Origin of the sequence: Leucobacter sp. CX169, assembly GCF_017161405.1 — a bacterium.
GTDB lineage: Bacteria > Actinomycetota > Actinomycetes > Actinomycetales > Microbacteriaceae > Cx-87.
Window position 1 is genome coordinate 585,807 of record NZ_CP071051.1, and the last position, 21,524, is coordinate 607,330.

Annotated in this window: 14 protein-coding genes and 3 tRNA genes; 14 read left to right on the forward strand and 3 right to left on the reverse strand. The window is 67.3% G+C overall.

Going from position 1 to position 21,524, the window contains the following annotated elements:
• Positions 1-64: 64 nt before the first annotated feature.
• The 3 genes from JW030_RS02535 to JW030_RS02545 all read left to right on the forward strand — a co-directional run bounded on the left by JW030_RS02535 (position 65) and on the right by JW030_RS02545 (position 5,335).
• On the forward strand, positions 65-1,573 hold the full coding sequence (locus JW030_RS02535; RefSeq protein ID WP_188045821.1) for a M17 family metallopeptidase: 1,509 nt from the start codon (positions 65-67) through the stop codon (positions 1,571-1,573).
• Entirely contained in the window at positions 1,573-3,936 is a 2,364-nt protein-coding gene (locus JW030_RS02540; protein ID WP_370567033.1) for a bifunctional alpha,alpha-trehalose-phosphate synthase (UDP-forming)/trehalose-phosphatase, read from the forward strand. The genes JW030_RS02535 and JW030_RS02540 overlap by 1 nt, the downstream gene beginning before the upstream one ends.
• Before the next feature lie 61 nt (positions 3,937-3,997).
• The gene (locus tag JW030_RS02545) at positions 3,998-5,335 is read left to right on the forward strand and encodes a M18 family aminopeptidase (RefSeq protein WP_188045820.1); all 1,338 of its coding nucleotides are present in this window, start codon (positions 3,998-4,000) and stop codon (positions 5,333-5,335) included.
• A gap of 55 nt (positions 5,336-5,390) precedes the next feature.
• Here the strand turns inward: JW030_RS02545 and JW030_RS02550 are convergent, their stop codons facing one another.
• Positions 5,391-7,979, reverse strand: coding sequence for a LuxR C-terminal-related transcriptional regulator (locus JW030_RS02550; RefSeq protein WP_188045819.1), 2,589 nt, complete (start codon positions 7,977-7,979; stop codon positions 5,391-5,393).
• A 185-nt stretch (positions 7,980-8,164) separates the two neighbouring features.
• Between JW030_RS02550 and JW030_RS02555 the strand changes: the two genes are divergently transcribed.
• The 5 genes from JW030_RS02555 to JW030_RS02575 all read left to right on the forward strand — a co-directional run bounded on the left by JW030_RS02555 (position 8,165) and on the right by JW030_RS02575 (position 9,457).
• Positions 8,165-8,449: a hypothetical protein gene (locus JW030_RS02555; protein WP_188045818.1), complete on the forward strand. Its 285-nt coding sequence runs from the start codon at positions 8,165-8,167 to the stop codon at positions 8,447-8,449.
• Between the two features lie 128 nt (positions 8,450-8,577).
• Positions 8,578-8,650 (forward strand) — tRNA-Glu (locus JW030_RS02560).
• A 30-nt stretch (positions 8,651-8,680) separates the two neighbouring features.
• Positions 8,681-8,754: transfer RNA gene (locus JW030_RS02565), tRNA-Asp, on the forward strand.
• 60 nt (positions 8,755-8,814) lie between these two features.
• A tRNA-Phe gene (locus JW030_RS02570) sits at positions 8,815-8,887 on the forward strand.
• Positions 8,888-8,956: 69 nt separating this feature from the next.
• The gene (locus JW030_RS02575; RefSeq protein ID WP_206348619.1) at positions 8,957-9,457 is read left to right on the forward strand and encodes a hypothetical protein; all 501 of its coding nucleotides are present in this window, start codon (positions 8,957-8,959) and stop codon (positions 9,455-9,457) included.
• Between the two features lie 294 nt (positions 9,458-9,751).
• Here the strand turns inward: JW030_RS02575 and JW030_RS02580 are convergent, their stop codons facing one another.
• Both JW030_RS02580 and JW030_RS02585 read right to left on the reverse strand, forming a co-directional pair.
• Positions 9,752-10,846 (reverse strand): hypothetical protein, encoded by a 1,095-nt coding sequence (locus tag JW030_RS02580; protein WP_188045817.1) that lies wholly within the window; start codon positions 10,844-10,846, stop codon positions 9,752-9,754.
• 259 nt (positions 10,847-11,105) lie between these two features.
• Positions 11,106-13,064, reverse strand: coding sequence for a choice-of-anchor Q domain-containing protein (locus JW030_RS02585; RefSeq protein WP_188045816.1), 1,959 nt, complete (start codon positions 13,062-13,064; stop codon positions 11,106-11,108).
• 279 nt (positions 13,065-13,343) lie between these two features.
• Here JW030_RS02585 and JW030_RS02590 point away from each other — a divergent pair, with 279 nt between their 5' ends.
• The 6 genes from JW030_RS02590 to JW030_RS02615 all read left to right on the forward strand — a co-directional run bounded on the left by JW030_RS02590 (position 13,344) and on the right by JW030_RS02615 (position 21,356).
• Positions 13,344-14,324 carry a sensor domain-containing diguanylate cyclase gene (locus tag JW030_RS02590; RefSeq protein ID WP_206348621.1) on the forward strand — a complete coding sequence of 327 codons (981 nt, stop codon included), beginning with the start codon at positions 13,344-13,346 and terminating at the stop codon, positions 14,322-14,324.
• Between the two features lie 126 nt (positions 14,325-14,450).
• On the forward strand, positions 14,451-15,677 hold the full coding sequence (locus JW030_RS02595) for a CHAP domain-containing protein (RefSeq protein WP_188045814.1): 1,227 nt from the start codon (positions 14,451-14,453) through the stop codon (positions 15,675-15,677).
• Positions 15,678-15,782: 105 nt separating this feature from the next.
• Positions 15,783-17,060, forward strand: coding sequence for a sensor histidine kinase (locus JW030_RS02600; protein WP_188045813.1), 1,278 nt, complete (start codon positions 15,783-15,785; stop codon positions 17,058-17,060).
• A complete protein-coding gene (locus JW030_RS02605; protein ID WP_188045812.1) occupies positions 17,048-17,743 on the forward strand; it encodes a response regulator transcription factor in 696 nt (231 codons plus the stop codon). The genes JW030_RS02600 and JW030_RS02605 overlap by 13 nt, the downstream gene beginning before the upstream one ends.
• Positions 17,740-18,606, forward strand: a complete 867-nt coding sequence (locus tag JW030_RS02610) for a hypothetical protein (RefSeq protein WP_188045811.1) — start codon at positions 17,740-17,742, stop codon at positions 18,604-18,606. Before JW030_RS02605 ends, JW030_RS02610 begins: the two co-directional genes overlap by 4 nt.
• 179 nt (positions 18,607-18,785) lie before the next feature.
• The gene (locus JW030_RS02615) at positions 18,786-21,356 is read left to right on the forward strand and encodes a hypothetical protein (protein ID WP_188045810.1); all 2,571 of its coding nucleotides are present in this window, start codon (positions 18,786-18,788) and stop codon (positions 21,354-21,356) included.
• Positions 21,357-21,524: the final 168 nt, after the last annotated feature.

Genomic DNA, 21,524 nt, shown 5'->3' on the forward strand with positions numbered 1-21,524 from the left:
ATGTTATTCCCGGTCCCCGCGGAAACCTCTGCGCCGGTATCGTGAGGACTGACTAAGGAGAATCATGACCGTCATCATTGATCCGGCCTTTGAGCCGGTTCCCTCGCTTGCTGCCAACCACGATGTTCGCGTGGGCTCGACCCTCGACGACGCAGCGCAGGCTGCCGCCGTCTTCATTACGCTCGAGGGCGCGGCCCCCGCGAGCCTGGGCCTCGACCGCACGGCGCTCGCCGCAGCGGGCTTCACCGGGGCGAAGGGCCAGACCCTGCTGCTGCCGTCGGGCAAGACTCCCGTGTCCGTGCTTGTGGGCACCGGGTCCGGGATCGACAACGCGGACGCGCTGCGTGATGCCGTCGCCGCATTCACCCGGGCCGCTCGTGAATCGGGCGCACTCGCCGTCGACCTCCGGGCGCTCCCGCCCGATGCCGCAGACGCCGCGCGCGCCGCAACCGAGGGCGCGATCCTTGCCCGGTACCGCTATGACGCGCTGAAGAGCGATCCGAAGACGGTCGCGCTCGAGTCGCTGTCGCTCACCGTGTCCGAGGCCGACCGGGCCGCGGCAGAGGCCGGCGCGGCGCACGGCAAGATCCTGGCCCGCGCGACGACCATCTCGCGCGACCTCGCGAACACCCCGCCCCGTCACCTGAGCGCCGAGAAGTTCGGCGAGGTGGCCACCCGTCTCGGCCCGCAGTTCGGGCTTGAGGTCGAGGTCTTCGATCGCGCGCAGCTGATCGCGCTCGGCACGGGCGGGCTGCTCGGCGTCAACGCCGGCAGCACCGAAGAGCCGCGCATGATCAAGGTCAGCTACCGTCCCGAGGGCGCGAGCGCCCATCTCGCGTTTGTCGGCAAGGGCATCATGTACGACTCCGGCGGGATCAGCCTGAAGCCGTCGAACGCCATGCACCTCGCGATGAAGTTCGACATGATGGGTGCCGCCGCGGTGTTCGCCGCGATGACCGTCCTGCGTGACCTCGGCGCGACCACCGCCGTCACGGGCTGGCTGATGTGCACCGACAACATGCCGTCGGGCAGCGCGACGAAGCTCGGTGACGTGCTCACCATTCGCGGCGGCACCACCGTCGAGGTGAAGAACACCGACGCCGAGGGCCGCCTCGTGCTCGCTGACGGGCTCGTGCTCGCCACCGAAGAGACGCAGCGCCCCGACGCGATCGTTGACATCGCGACACTCACCGGCGCCGCCATGGCAGCCCTCGGTACCCGTACCGCTGCGATGCTCGCGAACAACGACGAGATTGCCGGCCAGCTGGAGGCCGCCGCTGCCGCCACGGCAGAGGGCATCTGGCGCCTGCCGCTTGAGCACAACTACCGCGAACAGCTCAACTCCGAGGTGGCCGACATCTCGAACATGGGCGGCGAGTACGCGGGCACGACCACCGCGGCGCTCTTCCTGAACGAGTTCGTCGACGGGATCCCGTGGGGCCACCTGGACATCGCGGGCACCATGAAGAGCGATCGCGACGAGCTCTGGCGCTCGGCCGGCTCAACCGGCTTTGGCGCGAGATTGCTCGCCGAGTTCGCGGCCGGCTTCACGAGCCCGGTCACCGAAAAGTAGTGCGGGACGCGGGGGACGCGATGGCGGCGGAATGGGTCACTTGGTCACACGAGACCGAGGAGTCGGAGTCGCCATCGCGCCCCCTCGTCGTGGTCGCGAACCGGCTGCCGGTGGACCGCGTCGCAGACCCTGACGGCGGCCCCGACACCTGGCGTACGTCGCCCGGCGGGCTCGTCACCGCGATGGAGCCGGTCGTTCGCGAGCTCGGCTGCACCTGGGTGGGGTGGGCTGGCGGCGTCGACGAGGCCACCGAGCCGTTTCAGGCCGGGGGCTTCTCGCTGCAGCCCGTCGCGCTCAGCACTCGAGACCTCGAGGAGTACTACGAGGGGTTCTCAAACGATACGATCTGGCCGCTCTACCACGACGTCATCTCTCCGCCGCAGTACCACCGGGAATGGTGGGAACGGTATCGCGAGGTCAACGAGCGCTTCGCCGCCGAGGCTGCTGCCGCCGCCGAACACGGCGCGACCGTCTGGATACACGACTACCAGCTGCAGCTCGTCCCGGCGATGCTGCGCGAAAAGCGCCCGGACCTCGTCATCGCGTTCTTTCTGCACATTCCCTTCCCCGCGAACGGGATCTTCTCGCAGCTCCCGTGGCGCCGCCAGATTCTCGAGGGCCTGCTGGGCGCAGACCTGATCGGCTTTCAGCGGGTGCAGGATGCCGCGAACTTCCGCTCGGTCGTCCGACGCATTCTGGGTGTCCCCGCCCACGGAAACGTGGTCTCGCTGCCGGAGGATGGTTCGGGTGAGGAGCCTCGCCGCGTCGTCGCGCAGGAGTTTCCGATCTCTATCGACGTGCGGCAGTTTGTCGAGCTCACGGAGCGTCCCGAGGTGCAACAGCGGGCCGCCGAGATTCGCGCCGAACTCGGAAACCCGAAGCGGGTCATCTTGGGAGTCGACCGGCTCGACTACACCAAAGGGATCCGGCACCGGCTCAAGGCCTACGCCGAGATGCTCGCGGACGGGTCGCTCGAGCCGGGCGAGACGGTGCTCGTCCAAGTGGCGAGCCCGAGCCGAGAGCGGGTCGTGGCCTACCAGCAGTTGCGCGACGAGATCGAGCTGACCGTGAGCCGCATCAACGGCGACCACGGGGCGATTGGCTACTCCCCGGTCGTCTACCTCCACCGCGGGTACCCGCGCGAGGAGATGGCCGCGCTGTATCTCGCGGCGGACGTGCTCGCGGTGACTGCGCTGCGCGACGGGATGAACCTCGTCGCGAAGGAGTATGTCGCGTGCCGCACCGACGGTCGTGGGGCGCTGGTGTTGAGCGAGTTCGCAGGCGCCGCCGACGAGTTGTCGCGTGCGGTGATTGTGAACCCCCACGACATTGAGGGCCTCAAGGCGGGGCTGCTCAAGGCCCTGCACATGCCTGAAGAGGAGCAGCGCCGCCGCATGCACGTCATGCAGCGCACCCTGAACAGTAGCGACGTGCTGCGCTGGTCGAGCGAGTTCCTGCGTGCGGTCGACGCCGCCGCTCGCGGCCCGTTGGTCTCGGGTCCCGAGCGACCTCAGGCGGCGCCACCGACCCGGCCGATCTTCTTGCCCACCGGAATCGATGCGGCGCTGCGGCGCCTCGCGACGGCCCCCGCGGTGCTCATTGCTCTCGACTTCGATGGCACGCTCGCGCATCTCGTGTCTCGGCCAGAGGATGCCAGGATCCTGCCCCGGTCTGAGCGCGCGCTCGAGGTGCTGCAGGAGGCGCCCGGGGTGCGGGTCGCTCTTGTTTCGGGACGTTCGCTCGAAAGTCTCGCCTCGACCGGCGTGCGCACCACCGGCAGGATCCTGGCCGGTTCGCACGGTGCCGAGCTGCGCTGGGAGGACGGTTCGGGGGATCCGGCCGAGCCGACCGAAGAGGAATTCGTGTTGCGCGACCTGCTCGAGGTGCAGCTTGAGCAGGCGCTCGGCCACATCGACGGGCTGAAGATCGAGCGCAAACCCTACGGGGTTGGCGTACACACCAGGCGGGTCGCTGACCGCGAGGCGGCCAGCGCGGCGATCACCGAGGCAGAACGGATCGCGCGAAGCCTCGCCGATGCGGGGCACCCATTGCGCACACGCCACGGCAAAGAGGTCATCGAGATGGCGGTGCGCGACTCGGACAAGGGCGCCGTCCTGACCCAGATTCGCGACCGCCTACCCGAGGGGCCCGTGCTCTTTATCGGCGACGACGTGACCGACGAGGATGGGTTCCGGGCGCTCCGGCCCGGCGACGTCGGGGTGCGCGTCGGGCCGGGGGAGTCCGCTGCCGAGTTTCGGGTGGCCGACCCGGACGAGGCGGGCGCGCTGCTCGCGCGGCTGACGGAACTCCGCACTGACCGGGTGATCGGCTCCGAAGGACTCGGCGGTGAGGCTCCGCGGTAAGTCTGCTGGTCGACGGACCGGCGTTCCCTGGCCCGCGCGGTTCAGATGATTGGATGGGGGAATGAGCGAGACGAGTGCTGCCCAGCCGATCAACTCCCACCCGATCACTCCCGACACGGTGCGTGCGGCGCTGCCTGGCATCGCTGACTACATCGAGGGGATCGCGGGTTTCGTCGAGGCATCGCCCTCGTCGTACCACGCCGTCGATGCCGCGGCCCGGCTGCTGGTGCGCGCGGGTTTTGAAGAGGTTGACGAGCGAGCTCATTGGGAGCGCACTGAGGCCGGGGCGGGGTCTTTCGTGCGGCGAGATGGTGCGCTCATCGCGTGGATCGCGGGGGAGGGCGTGGGCCCGACATCGCCGGTCCGGCTGCTGGGGGCACACAGTGACTCGCCGACGTTCAAGCTGAAGCCGGGTCCCGGACACACCGCTGAGGGGTGGGCGCAGGCCGGCGTCGAGGTGTACGGCGGGCCGCTCATCAACTCGTGGCTCGACCGCGACCTGTGCCTGGCGGGACGCCTCGTGACGCACGACGGATCCGAACACCTCGCGCGCACGTCGCCCGTTGCGCGCATCCCCCAGCTCGCGATCCACCTGGATCGCACGAGCAACACCGCGCTCGAGCTCGACAAGCAGCGGCACACACAGCCGATCCTGGGCATCGGCGAGATCGACCCGGTCGAGCTGCTGTCGACGGCCGCAGGAGTTGAGCGGGATGACATCGTCGGCTGGGACGTCTTCCTCGCCGACACTCAGGCTCCCGCGCGCATTGGTGTGTCCGGGGAGCTGCTGGCGTCGGGACGCCTCGACAACCTCAGCTCGGTCTACGCGGGGCTCATCGCGCTCGCGCTTGCGACGCCGGCCGCCGACACCATCGCGATCCTTGCCGTGTTTGACCATGAGGAGCTCGGTTCGGAGAGCCGTTCCGGTGCCGCCGGCCCGTTCCTCGAAGACGTGCTCGACCGCATCCAGGCCGGCCTGGGCGCGACAACCGAGGACGCTGCGCGAGCCCGCGCCGCGTCATGGTGTCTCTCGGCCGATGCTGGGCACGCGGTGCACCCGAACTACCCCGAGAAGCACGACCCGGACGTGCGACCCCGCGCCGGCGCGGGACCGATCCTGAAGGTGAACGCCAATCAGCGGTACGCGAGCGACGCCCACGGTGCCGCGCTCTGGGCGCGGGTGTGCGCAGCCGGGGCAGTGCCGGTCCAGGAGTTCGTGTCTCACAACAAGGTGCCCTGTGGCACGACGATCGGTCCGCTCACCGCGACCCGACTTGGTATCAGGACGGTGGACGTCGGCGTGCCGCTGCTCTCCATGCATTCGGCGCGCGAACTGGCGCACGTCGACGACCTGCACGGGCTCGCCCGAGCGGCCGCAGCGTTCTTTGCAGGGGCCTAGGCGGCCTTGACGGGCACTCCGGCACCCTCTGGGTGGCTGGCAGTCTCCTCGGCCGCTAGGCGGCCCGCCAGAGCGTGAGCTCCGCTTGCTCGCTGAGCTCACACAGGCGGTCCGCGAGAGAGTCGCGCTCGGTCACGCCGAGCTTCAGGTAGAGGTGAGCGAGGTGGGTCTCGACGGTGCGCCGTGAGATCTGCAGGGTCGTTCCGATCCACTTGCTTGAGTACCCGAGCGAGGCGAAGTTCGCGATCTCGCGCTCGCGCCCGGTCAAGTCGGTGCCGGCAGGGAGCGGCATCCAGATGCCGAGCCGGGCGAGGGCCCGTGTGCTGGGGTGTTCAGAGAGCCGCTCTTGTTCGTGCAGTGCATGGATGTGGTCGACGATCGCCGGGGCGATCCTGCCGTCGATCTGGGGCCGCAGAATCTCGGCGCGGGCCAGCAACGCGGGATCGCGTTCGCCCGCGAGAACTTGCACGTGCAGCGCGCGAAGCTCGACCAGGGAGAAGTGGCGCTCGCGTGCCCACTGGGCGAGCTCACCGGCCCCCGCCGCCGCCAGCTGGCGGTCGCCCAGCCACAACCTCGCACGCACGAGGTTGAAGCGAATGATCCCCTCGACGATGCGTGACTCACCGAGCGGCAAGGACAGGCAGCGCTCGATTTCTGCGCGGGCCGCGGCCGAGTTCCCTGCCGCCGCGTAGGCGAAGGCGGCGGCTGCCGAAACGTTGACGAGGTACCCGACGGGATCGGAAATCTCGAGCCGGGCGATCGCCGCCGCGAACTGGCCACTCGCGACCTGCCACTGCCCCTGCGCCGAGGCGAGCACCCCTGCAGTCATTTCCGAGAAGCCTGCTTCAGTGAGGAACTTCGCCGGGCGCTGCTCGAGATGCGCATCGAGGCTGCGCTGCAGATTCGAGATGGTCTGGATCCTGCCGGAAACGCTGGCAATCAGGTACCAGCTCGCGAAGAGCTCGCCTACGGCGTCGGGCACGTCTGGGAGGTGCAACGTGGCCAGCGGCAGCTCGCGGATGGCGATTTCGCGGGCCTGGCTCACCTTTCCCTGCTGACCCAAGATCGCGCAGCGCACGGCCGCGCTGGTGAGTCGGGAGACGCGGCTCGTCGTCGATACTTGGGGGGTCTCGTCGAGCGTCATCGCCTCGTCGAAGTGCCCGATGGTGCCGAGGCGCGGGGTGAGCTTCAGCGCGAAGTACTCGTGCACAGGTAGGGCGTCCGGCGGCAGCTGGGCGTGCAGCGTTCGCGCAACCAGCAGGGCCTGAGCCGGGTCGTCGTCCCGTCGCAGCAAGAGATCGAAAACCGCGAAGGCGAGGGCCACGCGGCGCATGAGGAGCGCGTCGTCGTCGCCGGGCTGGGGTGTTGTCCAGCGCAGCTCGTCCTGCACCGAGGTCGCGCGGTAGCGCTTGAGGTCGACCGATCGCATCATGCGCAGTCGGCGAGCTCGAGCATCGAGACGCTCGAACAGGGTGGACGACGGATGTTCGATCAGCAGGTCGGCAAGGCGCACCGCGAGGGGCCGATCGGCGGCGGCGCACGCGATGGTGAACGCACGCCGCAGGAGCGAGAGCCGGATCGGCTGGCCGTGCTCGATGCTGATCGCCACAGAGCGAAGCGCGAGCTCGGGAGCGTGTTCCGGGATGACCGGGGGGAGTGCGTCGAGAAAGGCGAGGTCGGCGCTGACGCGCTCTCCCGGGGTCGCTGCGTCTCGCACTGCCTCGGCGATCAGAGGGTGCACGATCGAGAACCGTGGCTCGCTCTGATCGTGCGCGAGCGTGATGAACGACGAGCGGGCGAGCGAGTCGAGCGCCTCCGCATCGCACAGTCTGCGGGCGATCGCCTCGGGCATGGGCTCGGCGAGTGCGATCGCGAGGAGGGCGCTGCGTTCGGCGGGGCTGAGCTGATGCAGCTCAGCGGCGAAGAGCTCTGCGACCGTTCCCGCGAGCGGGGCTGCGCCGTTCCAGTAGGCGAGCGGGCCAGAGACGGTGATGGCGCCGCTGCGCAACAGCGCCGCGGCGTAGCGGCTGAGGAGGAGCGGATTACCGCCGCTCTTGCTGTGCAGTTGCAGCGCGGACGGCCCCTCGATCGCTTCGCTCTGGAAGAGGCTGCAGGCGAGCTGGCTCGACTCGGCTAGGGACAGCGGTCCCAGGCGCTGGTGGGCGGCGTAGCCGTCGCGCTCGAGCCGCTCAAGGAGCCACAGTGCATCGCCGGGCACGCTGCGGGCCGTGATGATGACGCGGAGTCCCGGGGCGACGGCAAGAGCCCCCAACAGCTCGAGGCTTGCCGCGTCGTACTCGTGCGCGTCGTCCGCGATGAGCAGGACGTCCTCGCCCGGTCGCACGAGCACGTCCGTCACCGACTCGAGCGCCGCAATCGGGGTGGGAAACTCGTCGTGCAGGAGTGCCGGAATCAGGCCGGTGAACGCGTGGTACGGCGTCGAACGCGCGCCCCAGCTTCCGCGAATGCGGACCACCTCGACGGGCGCGTCTTCGCGCAGGATCCTGGCGGCTTGGCGGGCAAAGTGCGTCTTCCCGATGCCGGCTGGCCCAGTCACGATCAGGCACGATCCTGCGGGGAGGAGCGTTGCCACCGCGGAGGAGAGTTCAGGGGTGCGGCCCAGGTGGGCCGCTTCGCCGTGCATATCTCTCTCCGCACTCACCCCCCAGTGACTGACTTTGGATTCGGAGTATAAGCAGATCGGTGATGCAGAAGCCAGCCCCTAGCCGTGAACTAGCTGGGATTATCGAGCGCCAAACTTGCTTTCGCTGGTGCCCGACGCCGCTCGTTTCGCGGGCGCTGATCTGGTGGGGGGAATAGGATCAAGCCATGAACGAGATCCAGCAGGAGCGCCAGCCCGGTGCGGCGTTCTCCACGCGCCGCAATGTCCCCGTCGTCGAGAACATCGGCGGAAAGCAGATTGAGGTTACGTTCCTGGGAACCAACGCCCAGGGGCGCTTGACCTGGATTATGTGGAACCCGACGCAGCCGTTCCTGATCGGCATTCTGACCCAGGGGCAGCTCGGCTTCACCTTCGAGCAGCGCACCGGTTCTGGAGTGATGTTGCACGAGAACGTTCCGCTCTCCCGAGTCCAGCGCGCAATCGCCGGTTAGAGCAGGCCTTTTACTGCTGAAGTTTCGGCTGCGACACGCCAGGGATTTCGGTATTTCGGCCTCGATTTGCACCCATGGTGCTGGATCCGTAATATTTATCTCGGTAGTTGATGACGCGAAAGTGTCACGGCCCCATCGTTTAGTGGCCTAGGACACCGCCCTTTCACGGCGGCAGCACGGGTTCGAATCCCGTTGGGGTCACTGAAACTGCCACAATTGAATAATGAGTATGGCCCTGTAGCGCAGTTGGTTAGCGCGCCGCCCTGTCACGGCGGAGGTCGCGGGTTCAAGTCCCGTCAGGGTCGCTGAGATGAATGGAGCTCTTCTTCGGGAGGGCTCCTTCGTTTCGGGCGACTGCCCAAAATGGCTCTGTAGCTCAGTTGGTAGAGCGTTCGACTGAAAATCGAAAGGTCACCGGATCGACGCCGGTCGGAGCCACTGCCCCTCACGAGGCTTCTACTCGTGGGGGGCTTTTTCGTGTCTGTTCGAGTCCGCTACGTTGGCCTTGTGGATAGCGACATTGATCACGACCGGTCTCGGATGCTTGCGGGTCTCAAGACTTCCGGGCTTCTGCGCTTGTATGCCGGCATCCTCGTAGAGCTTCGCGAACGCGGTGTCATTCGCACAAACAATGCCCCGCTGGGTGACTATGCAGAGCATCTGGCGTTCCATGTCTACGGCGGTGCCCTGGCGCCGAACTCGGAAAAGGCATTCGACATTCTTGATTCCGACAATCGGCGGGTGCAGATTAAAGCCTGTTCCTGGGGATCCAACTCTCGGTCCAGCACGGCATTCTCCGTGTTCCGGTCGCTCGATTTCACAGTAGCGACATTCCTGCTCTTTGATGCCGACACATATCGTTTGCTGTGGGCTCGGGAGCTGACCGCAGATCAGGTTCGTGAAAACGCGTCATGGTCGTCGCATGTCAACGGATGGCGGATTCGAGTTGCGGCCGTCGAGCGCGAAGGTATCGATGTTTCTGAACGGTTCGTGGTCGACGCCGGCTAGGTCATAGTCTCGGGCCGATGTTTTGGAACATCCCCACCATGTCGCTGCGCTGGAACCCTGCCGCCTCGTACAACGACTCACCAGCCGTCGACGCGAAAAGGGTCATCGAGGCAGGACTGGGTGCGCGCTCGGCAATGAGTAGCAGCAGCCGATCGAGTACGGCACGCCCCAACCCACGGCTTCAGCAAGCCGTCGGTGCTCATCGGGAGTGGGCATTCGATCTATGAGGAACCACGTGCTCACGATGCGAAGAGTCAATCACAACCGAGAAAACAGGGGAGTGCGAGTGCTCGCCTAGTTGAGAGTCTTGCGAGTCCGGCGCCGCCAGAGTGCCACGCCGCCGAATGCGGCCGCCGCAAGCAGTGCCACACCGCCAAGGCTCCATGCCCACGCCGCGTTCGCGGACGGCGCCAAGGCAGGATTGCGCGACACGGTGACACTGGCGACGACGGTGACGCCGGCGTCTGCGAAGTCCAGGATCAGATGGTGATCGCCGTCCGCCACCCGCGAGAGGTCGAAGGCCCCGGAAACCACGCCCTTGTCCCACTCGGCGGAACCGAGCGCGACCGGGGTCGAACGCATGGATCCCACGACGGAAGTCTTGCCGCCACGGAGCATCTTGGTCAGCGCACCGATCTGTTCGCGCGCCTGGGAGTGCTTGCTCAGGAGGGTCTGCATCTGCAACAGACGTAACTGCTGACTGCTGGTGAGGGCGTCTGCGGCCGATCGCAACTGCTCCATGGCCAGTTCCGCGGCCCGGCGCGCCTCCTCGGGGGTGGGGCCACCGGTAAACGCCTCCGTCACGTGTGCCTTGAGCATCGCCTGCTGTGCTCGCGCGAGGAGGTCGGCAGTTGGGTCGCTCCGGTACTCCTGCACGGCCCTGAGTGACGCTTCCAGCGAGTCCAGCTGTTGGGCTCCCGAACTGATCTCCCGAAGCAGGCGTGAGATTTCGCCCTCGAGTGCCATTGCCCGGCTAGTCGCCACCGCGAGGATCGCGTCGACGTCCGTGGCCAGGAGGTCAACCGATTGGAAGGCAATCTCCGGGTGGTCAGCGATCACGGGCTCAATCAATGCGTACAGCTGTGCGTCCTGCTCGGGTGCCGGGTTCTCGGCGAGGCCCAGCGTGGGGTGCGCGTCGCCGTCCACCAGGATGGGTGCGCCCTCCGCGTCTTCCGCTGCGGCCAGGAGCGCGTCGAGTTCAGGCTCGGCGATATCGACGAGCCCATCACCGAGGTCGACCGCGTCGCCCAGCGAAAATGGTGCTTCGGCGGCCTCGGTGGCACGCACCTGAGAGACGCCGCCGTTGGCGTGCGCCGCCGCCGACACCGAACAGGCGAGCAGCGCCCCGATGACGCCTGCGGCAACCATGCCCAGATTCCTCATACTCATGTCCCAAATTTATCAGACGCAGTCCAATGTTTGGGATGTAGTCCTCTCAGAGACAAGGTCCGAGAGTGTTCCTGCGACGGGGTGAAATCACCATCTCACCCCGTCGCCGAGCGGTCAGGACAAGCCCCCAGATCAACGCTGAAATGGTGTCGAATGGGTCTGCTTCGCGATTCGGTGACGGTTTCTCGCCACGCGTCCGATTCCAGAAGTGGTGTTCCCCGTGACAGCCTCAGCTTCGTGCAGGGGCGCGACAAGCCGATCAGGCGCGGCGACGGAGGCGCGTCGCGAGGATCAGTGATCCGGCGAACAACAGGGCGATAGCCGCCGCCACCAGGGCATCGGGGCGTTCCCCACCGGTCTTCGCGATCTCATCGACGCTCGGTGTATTTCCGCCCGTCGATGCTGCCGCTGCGACGGTCCACGACTGCTCGGCAATCTCGCTCACGTTGCCAACCGAATCGCTCGCTCGCACCCGGAAGCTGTGCGCGCCTGCCGAGAGAGCGGGCGTCGTCACCGGCGAGGTGCAGGCCGTGAAGGCCGCGCCGTCGAGCGAGCACTCGAAGCCGGCAATCGCGGAGGCGTCAGTCGCGGAGAAGGCGAACGTCGAGGTGGAGCCCGACGCGGTACCCGGCGACACCGAATCCCAAGCCACCACCGGAGCGGTCAGGTCGACCGTCCAGGTGTACTCTGATGCGCTCGGATCGGTCGCCCCGAGCGCATCGATGGCGCGCACAGCGAGCGTGTGGGAGCCATCGACGAGCCCGCTGAAGGTCGGCCCGGTCGGGCAGATCTCGAAGATGCCGGTCTGTCCGAGATCACACTCGAAGGTGTACGGGCCCGTCCCTGCCGAGGCGGAGAGCGAGAACGTCGCGTCCCCCGAGGCGATCGGCGAGGTAGGACCGGTGACGATCGTGGTGTCGGGTGCCGCAGTCAGCTCGACGGCGCCGACATCACAGCCGGCGCCCCCCAGTCGTGATTCTCCGCGCTGATCGATGGCGCCGCAGGAGAGGGCGGTGTCAATGGCGGGGCTGCTTGGCAGCGGGACCCGGGTCTCGGTCGGACCGCCGAACGATCCGAGCTCGCGCAGTTGCGGGTCCAGCGGGGCACCCGAGGTGCCGGCCCGGTTGCCATTCGCCCCGTCGACGACCGTGCCGCCGGCGACGCCGACGATGTTTCCGGCACCGCCGGCCGCGCCGGACAGGTCGCCGCCAGTGTTTTCGGCGACGATCGAGTGCTGCACGATCACGGTCCCCGAGCTCTGGGCGATGCCACCGCCTGCCGCTGCGGTGTTCCCGGTGACGGTGGTGCTCGTGAGCAGAAGTTCTCCAACGGCGCTGCCCGCTGAGTGCACCGCGCCTCCGCTGCCCGCCGCAGTGTTGCCGACGATCGTGGTGTCGGTGACGATGGTCTGGCCCTGGTGGGTGGGCGGAAGCGCTATGCCTCCGCCGTTGCCGCTCGCGGTGTTGCCCGAGAGCGTCGACTGCTCGATCGTCGAGACATCCGGGCCGTTCGATTCGAGCACGAGCCCTCCGCCCGTCTGAGCGCCATTGCCCGACACGGTGGTGCGCTGCATGTAGAGCTCGCCTACGACGAAGACTCCTCCGCCGAAATCACTCGCGGTGTTTCCGTCGACGATAGAGTCCAGCACGGTGAGACTGCCATAGATAGACGCGATGCCGCCGCCGCTCGCCGCGGTGCCGCCGGTGACCCTCACGTTGTTGAGGAAAGTGTCCACGAAGAACGTGCTGATACCGCCGCCGTCGGCGAACCCGCCGGCGGCGTTGCCGCCGACGATCGTGAGCTGGTCGAGGCCCAGTTCCATGCTGCCTACAAACGAGTACGCTTCAATTGCCTTCTGCGTCGCCGAGGCGTCGATGGTCGTTGCGTTCATCCCTGCGCCGCTGATCGATACGTCCCCCGTGATCTCGAGCGGTGCGTTCAGCGTGTACACGCCCGCGGGCAGCGCGATCGTGTCGGGTCCGCCAGTCGCATTGGCGAAGCAGACGGCTTCGCGGAGGCTCCAGAGGCCATCGGGGCCGGGGTCGAGCAAGCCGCTGGAGCAACCAGCGGAGTCGGAGTCGTCCGCCTGCGTAGTCACATTGACCGACGCCGCGTGCGCGGGCGCCGCAGCAGATACAAGACCGATCCCTGCGATGAGAGTCCCGAGGCCGAGAGCCGCGACGGTCAGGCGAGCCGGGCGGTGCAGGGCGAACGTCATTGTTATTTCCTCAGGTCGACAAGCCGTGGAGCGGAGCAGTTCATCTGGGAGGAGCGTTCACAGCGTCACTGGGAACTGCAGCTCGCGACCGAGACTGGAATCCAAACTACTGGGTCGAGTCAATGTGAAGCAAGCGGGCTGCGCCGCCGCCGCACCGAGGGACGCGTGGCGCTTCAGGCGCGGGCATGCTCGTGAGAGCCGCCTCGACCCACCGGGGTGAAATGCCAATTTCACCCCGGTGCCAAGCGGTCAGGACCGGGCCCCAAGACCTACACTGACATGGTGTCGAACCATCCATCGTCTCGGGTCCTGAAGGGCCAGTCCGACCTGTCGTTTGCGGTGGCGGCACTGTTTCTTTCTGGCGGCCTGTTTGCCGGCCTCGCTGCCACGGTGTTTCCGCCCGAGCATCGGCCGCCGCTCTGGGTGCCGGCGCTCGTTTCGGGCTCAGGGATCCTGATCTCACTGCTGGTGCTCTGGCGGGGGCGCCGGCTTCGCATCGGATCGGCCGCGGTGATCAGCGGAATCTACCTCGTCTTCTTGCTCTGGCTGATTGCGAACAGCACCAGCCTGGGACGCGCCACCGTCGCCGCCATGCTGAGCGTCGTCGTGATCGTCTTGTACGCCTGGTTTCTTCCGATGAAATACGCCCGATGGGTCGGGTACACCGCCCTGCTGCTCTACGCGATCATCATGATGTTTCGCTACCAGTCCAACGACGCGTACCTGACTGCGGTCGCGCTCGTTTCCCTGGCGGTGCTGTTGACCGAGGTGTTCGGGCGCTTCAAAGCGAACCTTGAGAAGTCGTCGTTAAACGATCACCTCTGTGACGTTTGGAACCGGCGCGGGTTTGAACTGCTACTCAAGAAGGAGATCAGCACGGTCGCCCGTACGGGTGAGCCGCTTTCGCTGCTCTATATCGACCTGGACGAGTTCAAGACAGTAAACGACACCCGGGGGCATGTCGGGGGCGATAGCGTGCTTCGCCAAGTAAGCGACGAGCTCGTGCGAGGGGTGCGCAGCGGGGACAGCGTCGCGCGCATCGGAGGCGACGAATTCGTCGTCCTGCTTCCGCGCACCGCCGCCCAGGAGGCGCAGCTCCTCGCCGAACGCCTGAAGGGCGTCGTGACTGCCTGCGGCTGGTCGTTTGGCATTGCGGAGTTTCGTCCCGGTGAAACCGGAGATGAGTTCGTCGAACGCTCCGACCTCATGATGATGATGCAGAAGCGAGATCGAGCGCGCCGCTCCGATCCGGTGGCGTAACCGAACCGCACACGCGGCCAACTACGTAATTCTTGCCGACGCGCCTCGCCCACCCCCGCGGTAGATTCACAACTCACTTGCGATGGCGCGAGTGAGACCAGGGGAGTCGTCATGTCGTCAAGGAGCATGCCTGCACCGAGTATCACGGTTGTGATCGCGACAGCGCTCGCATTCTCGCTCGTCACCCTCTTTTCTCCAGCGCCACTTGCCTTCGCCGTGGACGAGATCACTCCCGACGTCGCGGCCCAGGAAGCTCCTGTCGAGGCCCCACCTGCCGATCCTGTCGCGGTGAGCGAGGCCCCGCCGCCTGCCGTGGAGGTGCCTCCGCCGGCGCCAGACCCGGTGGTCGTGCCGGATCCCCCGGACGAGCCGGCCCCACCCGTCGAAGTGGTCGATCCTGTCGATCCTGCCCCGCCTGGAGAAACGGGTGACCCCGACCCGGGCACCCCTCCCACGGGGGATCCCGAGAAACCGGCTACCGAGCCACCCGAGACGCCGACGCCCTCGGACACGCCTGAGCCCGTCAGCCCAACGACACCGGGTTCGGCTCCTGCCCCCGCGGCGCTGCCGCCCATTCCGCCCGCCCCCATCGACCAGCCACCGAACACGGCCTGGTCGCCGGGCAATCCGGGCGTTGACGAGTTCCCAGGATCGGGCGACCAGGGGGTGCCCGCAATCGGGGTCGACGGGCTCATCGGCGACAACTACCCCATGTATTACAAGAACATGCCGCTCGACCCGGTCGTCTGGGACGAGTGGAACTTTGCGCATCGCCAGTGCACGTCATTCGTCTCCTGGCGCCTGAACCAGGTCAATGGGGTGCCGTTCGACAACCAATATGGCGGACTCGTACGGTGGGGGAACGCGGGTCAATGGGGAGATTCAGCGCGCAGCCTCGGCATCCGAGTCGACACGACGCCCGCAGCTGGTGCGATCGCGTATAGCGCCCCCGGCACCAACGGCTCAGGGTCGGCTGGCCACGTCGCCTGGGTGGCGAAGGTGCTCGACGACGGCCGAGCAGTGATTGAGGAGTACAACGCCGGCGCGGTGCCGGGACGATACGGCGCACGCATCGTCCCGGCCGATGCCTTCACCGGCTACATTCACTTACAGGATCTCGACCCGGCCAGCATTCCGACCGCCGCGCCAGTGCAGCAAGACGAGCATCTGTCACCCGCTCCGGCGCTCCGGGTGGGCCATGTTCGCGAAGACTTCCCGAACCCCTACCCAGGGATCCTGCCTGCCGCTTGCCTGTGGGTCGGTGACTTGAACGGAGACGGGACACCCGATGCACTCACCTTTCAGCGGGTGAGTTTCGCGGGGCAGCTCGTGAGCCGAGAACGACTGAGCTGAACGCCGGTCACTCCGTGCGGATCTCGGAGCGTTCCGGAAAACCCGAACGCGCTTCTCCGGGTGCCCCGGTGTCCGCGCGGAGTCCGCGGCCGTAGCGTAGGAGCCATGAGTACACCAACGCCGCTCCCGCCGCAGGACGGCCCAGCACCCCAGCGCCCCCTGCGCCCCTTTATGACGACCCTGCACCTCGCCGCCATGGGCACGATGGGGTGGGCGCTGCTGACGACCCTGGTCACGCTCTTGGCCACCGGCGCCGGGCTCATCATCGTGATGGGAATCGGGCTCGTCATCCTGGTCGGCTGCGTGTACGCGCTCTTCGGTCTGGGGTGGTTCGAGGTTGCCCGGGTGAGCGGCCTCTATCGCCTCGACGTCCCGGCGCTGGGCCTGCGCCGCGGCGGCTCCGGATTCAAGGGTTACCTGAAAGGGCTGTGGTCGCAGGTCATCGATGCGCGCATGTGGCGCGCCGTCGCAAACTTCGGCATCGCGAGCACCCTCGGGCTCGTGGTGCTCTGGCTCACGCAGCTCTTCTTCTGGTCGATCGGCAGCATCGTCGCGGGCAGCCTTGGCCTGGGGTTCGCATCGATGCCCGGGGGACTGGGCGCGCCCGGCGGAATTATCGCCGGGGTCCTCGGGGTACTGATCGCTCCGGCTGGGATCCTGCTGTTGACGATGCTGCACCGCACGATTTCCTGCGCGTTGATTGAGGCTGGCGCCCACGAAGCGGTGCTGCGCGAGCAGGTGCGTGCGACCGCCGAGCAGCGCGAGGGGGCGGTGCGGGCCGCCGACGTCGAACGCACGCGCATTGAGCGCGATCTGCACGACGGGGTGCAGCCGCGACTCGTCTCGATCGGCATGACACTCGGCCTTGCCAAGCAGCAGCTCGACAGCGACCCCGAGAGCGCGAAGGCGCTGATCGATGAGGCGCACACATCGACCAAGGCAGCGGTGACGGAGCTACGACAGCTGGCCCGCGGGATCCATGCCTCGGTGCTGGATGACCGAGGCCTCGACGCGGCGCTCTCGGCACTCGCCGGACGGTCACACATTCCCGTCCACCTCGACGTGCGTATCGGCAGCGCGACCATCTCGCGCGACGCCCAGGCGGCCGTCTATTTCGCAGTCGCGGAGTCCCTCACGAACGCGGCGAAGCACTCGCGCGCAAGCGAGTGTCGGGTGACGCTGCGGGTGCGAGGCGAGGCCCCCGGCGCCTCGACGCTGTGGGCCCGGGTCGAAGACAACGGCATCGGCGGCGCGACCGTGCAGCCGGGCGGCGGTCTCGACGGCATCATCAACCGAGTGCTCGCCGCCGGCGGCACCTCGAGGCTCGAGAGCCCCATTGGCGGCCCGACCACGCTGGAGGTGAGCGTCCCATGCGCATCCTGATCTGCGAAGACTCGGTGCTCTTGCGCGAAGGAATCGTGCGGCTGCTCGAGCACTCCGGGCACGAAGTCGTCTCCGCCCTGCCTGACGTGGAGGGCTTGAGCGAGGCGGTTGAGGAATACGCCCCCGACCTCTGCATCCTCGATGTCCGCCTGCCGCCGACGTTCACCGACGAGGGGATCCGTGCGGCGCTCGAGCTGCGCCGCACTCGCCCGCAGCTGCCGCTGCTCGTGCTCTCGCAGTACGTCGAGGAACGGTACGCGAGTGACCTCATCGCGGCCCGCGGGGGCGGCATCGGCTACCTGTTGAAGGATCGCGTCGCCGACGTGGCCGAGTTCGTCGCGTCCGTTGAGCAGATTGCCGCGGGACGGGACGTGCTTGACCCCGAGGTGGTTGCTCAATTGCTCGCGCGCAGCAGCCGTGACGAACGCATGCGCCGGCTCACCGAGCGCGAGCGGACGGTGCTCGCGGCCCTCGCCGAGGGCAAATCCAACCAGGCGATCGCCGCGCTGCTGTTCCTTTCCGAAGGAAGCATCGAGAAGCACATCACCGCCATCTTCCAGAAGCTCGGATTTGAGGCAGACGAGACCGGCAACCGCCGGGTGCTCGCCGCCATCGCCCACATTGAAAACACCGGGATCATGCGACAGGCAGAACCGGGTACGCAGACAGGAATCGGATCATGAACGACTCACCCCGCCCCACCGACGAACACGCTCAGCGTCCCCGCTCCACGGGGGCGTCAGCCGTCGCGATTGGCACCGCCATCGTGGGCGGGCTGGCCCTCATCTCAGTGGGCGCGACCGCCGCGATCGGGACGACCGGCTCGATCTTGCACCAAGTCGGCTCGCCGAGCGGCGACAGCGTGCAGACGGTCGACCCCGCGGGAATCACCGAACTGAGCGTCGACGCCAATGCGGGGCAGTTCCAGCTTCGCTTCGCCGATGTTCGAGAGGCAGAGCTCGAGATTACCGGGAACAACCGCCAAGACTGGCGGATGCAGCGATCGGGCGACGAGCTCGTCGTGCGCTCGGGCGGCAGCTGGTTCGGGGGTGGCTTCTGTCTCTTCGGCTGCAACTTCGGCGACGACCAGGTCGTGCTCACCCTGCCGAACTCGCTCGCGGGCAAGCTCGACGCCGATCTGACACTTGGTGCGGGAAGCCTCACCGCAGCGGGCGAATTCCGTGATCTCGACGTGGATATCTCTGCCGGGAAGGCAGTGGCGACGGGCTCGGCCCGCTCCCTCAGCGTCGGGCTTGGCGCTGGCCGGGCGGACTTCCGGCTCGACGGGGTGCAGGAGGCAAGCTTTGACGTATCGGCAGGCAAGATCGTCGCCGAGCTCACCGGCGCCGCCCCGCGAGAGGTGGATCTCGACGTCAGCGCCGGGTCTCTGGAGCTCACGGTCGCCGACGTTGCGTACGCGGTGGAATCGCAGGTCTCGGCCGGGCAGCTGGACAACCGCTTGCAGACGCGACCGGGGTCAGCAAACGTGATCGAGGCGCAGGTGTCGGCTGGCAGCGTGACGCTGCTCCCCGCCCGGACCAGGTAACGGGGCCAGCGCGGCGCACGGGGTCCGAGGTGCAGAAACGGGTGTAGATCAATCGCGCGCTCGCGCTCGGGTGACATTGGATGGGGACTGAGCGCCTCGTCTGTTACGAATGCACGGCGGATCGCTCTGGGCCACGGGACGACATCTCGCGGCTCTCACGCAATGCCGAAGGTGAGCCGATGCAGACCAGACCCCGCCACTTGGTGGTTCCGATTGTCGTGGCGCTCGCCGCCGCGCTCCTGCCCGCCTCTCCGGCGTATGCGACGGGGATCCACGATGTCGCGGATGAAGGAGCCCTGCGAATCGCGGCGGCGACCACCCCCGCCGGCGAGACGATTCGGCTCACCGCAGACATCGGAACAACGAGTGCACGAATCGGTTACCTGGCCTTCGAATCGGGCGCGACCCTCGACCTGAACGGATTCTCGCTCGCGACGCAGTCGATCGCGTTGAAGCCGGGAACCTCGTTCTCGATCGATGATCGCTCCGCGGCGGGCACCGGCAGGCTCGATGCGAGTTACGTTGAGCCCTCGGGGGTGCCGTACACCCCGAGTGCCGCGATTTCGACCACGGGGGCGCATCTCACCATCGCGGGCGGCACAATCTTCGCCGACGCGAGCGGGACGCACTCGCGAGCGGGTATTGGCGGTTACCCCGTTCCCACCGCAGCGCCGCAGGGGGTCACGATTGCCGGAGGGACCGTGACGGCCACCGCAGCGGGCGGTGCAGGCATCGGGACTACCCAGAATGACATCGCCACGGGGGACTTTCCCATTCGGATCACTGGGGGTTCGGTACACGCGAGCGCGCAGCGAGGCGCCGGGATCGGCTCTGCCGGGCTCACTTCATATGCGCGCCCCACCATCACGGTCAGCGGAGGCGTCGTCGATGCGCAGAGCGTGTCCGGAGCAGGCATCGGCGGCGGCTCGCGCGCGTCCGCCGTGAACTCGATCAATATCTCTGACATCGTGATCAGCGGCAACGCGGTCGTCAACGCTCGTTCAGCACAGGCTGCCGGGATCGGCGGTGGGTACTTCGGAAGCGCCAAGACCGTGACGATTGGAGCTGGCGCGGTCGTCACCGCGTTCTCGAGCGAACCAACCGTTCCGGCGATTGGCGCCGGGCGTTACGGAGAACTCGATGGGGCGCTCACCGTACACGGCACCCTCCGAGTTCCCGCGAGCACCTTCGTGCGATCGTTGCGGTCAAACCTCGCGGGAAACACGATCGGTGCCACGGGCCTCATCACGGGCTCGGGCGGGTTGCGTGCGCAGGGGGTCTGGAACAATCTGGGCGCCATTACGCTCCCCAACGCTCTGGTGACGGCGGCCGACATCAACGAGAATCACTTCGTTGTCGCGCTGAACGGCAACCTCGCCGGCGTGCCCGACAGTGCCACCCGCGTGCTCGCGCCCACCTTTGCAGCGGGTGACCGCCCGCTTCCGGTCCTTTCCTCCGCGACCGGCTGGAGTTTCGCCGGGTGGAATACTGCCGCGGATGGCAGCGGTGAGCCCTTCACTGAGGCGACGGTGATGGCGCCTCGGCCCGAGGCCACCGGGACTGGCGGCACAGCGGTCAGCCTGTTCGCGCAGTGGGTCCCCTCACGTATTGCCGTGTCTGTGGAGCCCGAAACGAGCGCCGCCGGCGAGAGCATAACGCTCAGCGCAGAGTGCTTGGGTATTGATGACGTATCGCTTGGTGACTGCACGGATGACGTCACTTTCGGGAGCGATACTGCGAGTGACGTGGTAACTGGCAACGCTGTTCGCGCGACTGCGGCAGGGACCCGTACGTTGACCGCCGCGGGCTGGGGACTGAGCGCGAGCACCTCCGCCGTGGTCACCCCGGCGCAGGCCTCGCAACTGCAGCTCACCCCGAGTGCCACAATCGTCGACCAATTTGGCGAGCTCGATTTCGTCTCCATCCTGCGTGACGAGTTCGGGAACCAGGTCGCTGATGTGTCCGCCACCGCGGTGCTCTCCAGCGCCCCCAGGGGAGTGGAAGTGAACGGCAACCAGCTCAGCTTCCACTCGGCTGGAGCGTTCACGATCACGTCGGCTGCCGGGTCGCTGAGCGCCACCACCGAGATCGAGGTGACCGCTGCGGCCCTCGCCTCGCTGGTGCTGACCGTGCCGTCATCGGCGGCTGCGGGCGACACGATTTCCCTGAGCGCGGAGGGTTTTGCCGCGGGCGGGCAGAGCCTCGGCGATGTGACTGACCAGGTAACTTTCGCGAGCTCCGAGGCGTCGGATGTGCTGGACGGCGACCAGGCCACCGTTACCCGGGCAGGATCACGGACATTCACCGCGACGCTGCGGGGCGACGCTGCGATCGAGGCGCGGGCCGGCTCGATCGTCCGCGCGGGAAGCCTCGTTACGCTGACGCTGCAGGCCAGCGCGAACCAGGTTTCGCAGGGTTCGTCGGTGTCGCTCACCGCAACGGTGGAGGACGCGTACGGCAACACCCGCGACGTCTCTGACGAAGCGACGTTCACGAGCGATCATTCGCGAGACGTCATCGATGGCAGTACGGTGACGTTTCTCACTGCGAGTTCGCACGTGGTTACCGCTGAGTACGGCGGAGCGAGCGCGAGCGTAACGATCGCCGTGATCCCGACGCCGGGTGCCGCCGCTCCGGTCCTCTCGCAGACCGGAACGAGCAGCCTCGCTCCCGTGATGATCGCGGCTGCGCTGCTCGTGATCGGCGGCGGAGCACTCTCGCTTCGCCTGCTCCGCCGGAGGGCAAACTGACCGGGCTGATGCCCCATTGAGCTGAGGCCGTTGATACCCACCCCCCGGGGGTATCAACGGCCTCTGTTGTGCGCCGTCGGCGCCTCTCGCCACAGGTGTAGAAGTGGGTGTAGACGATGGGGGTCAGTCGTTACTTACGACGTTAGATGAGTACAGAAGTCATGCGCT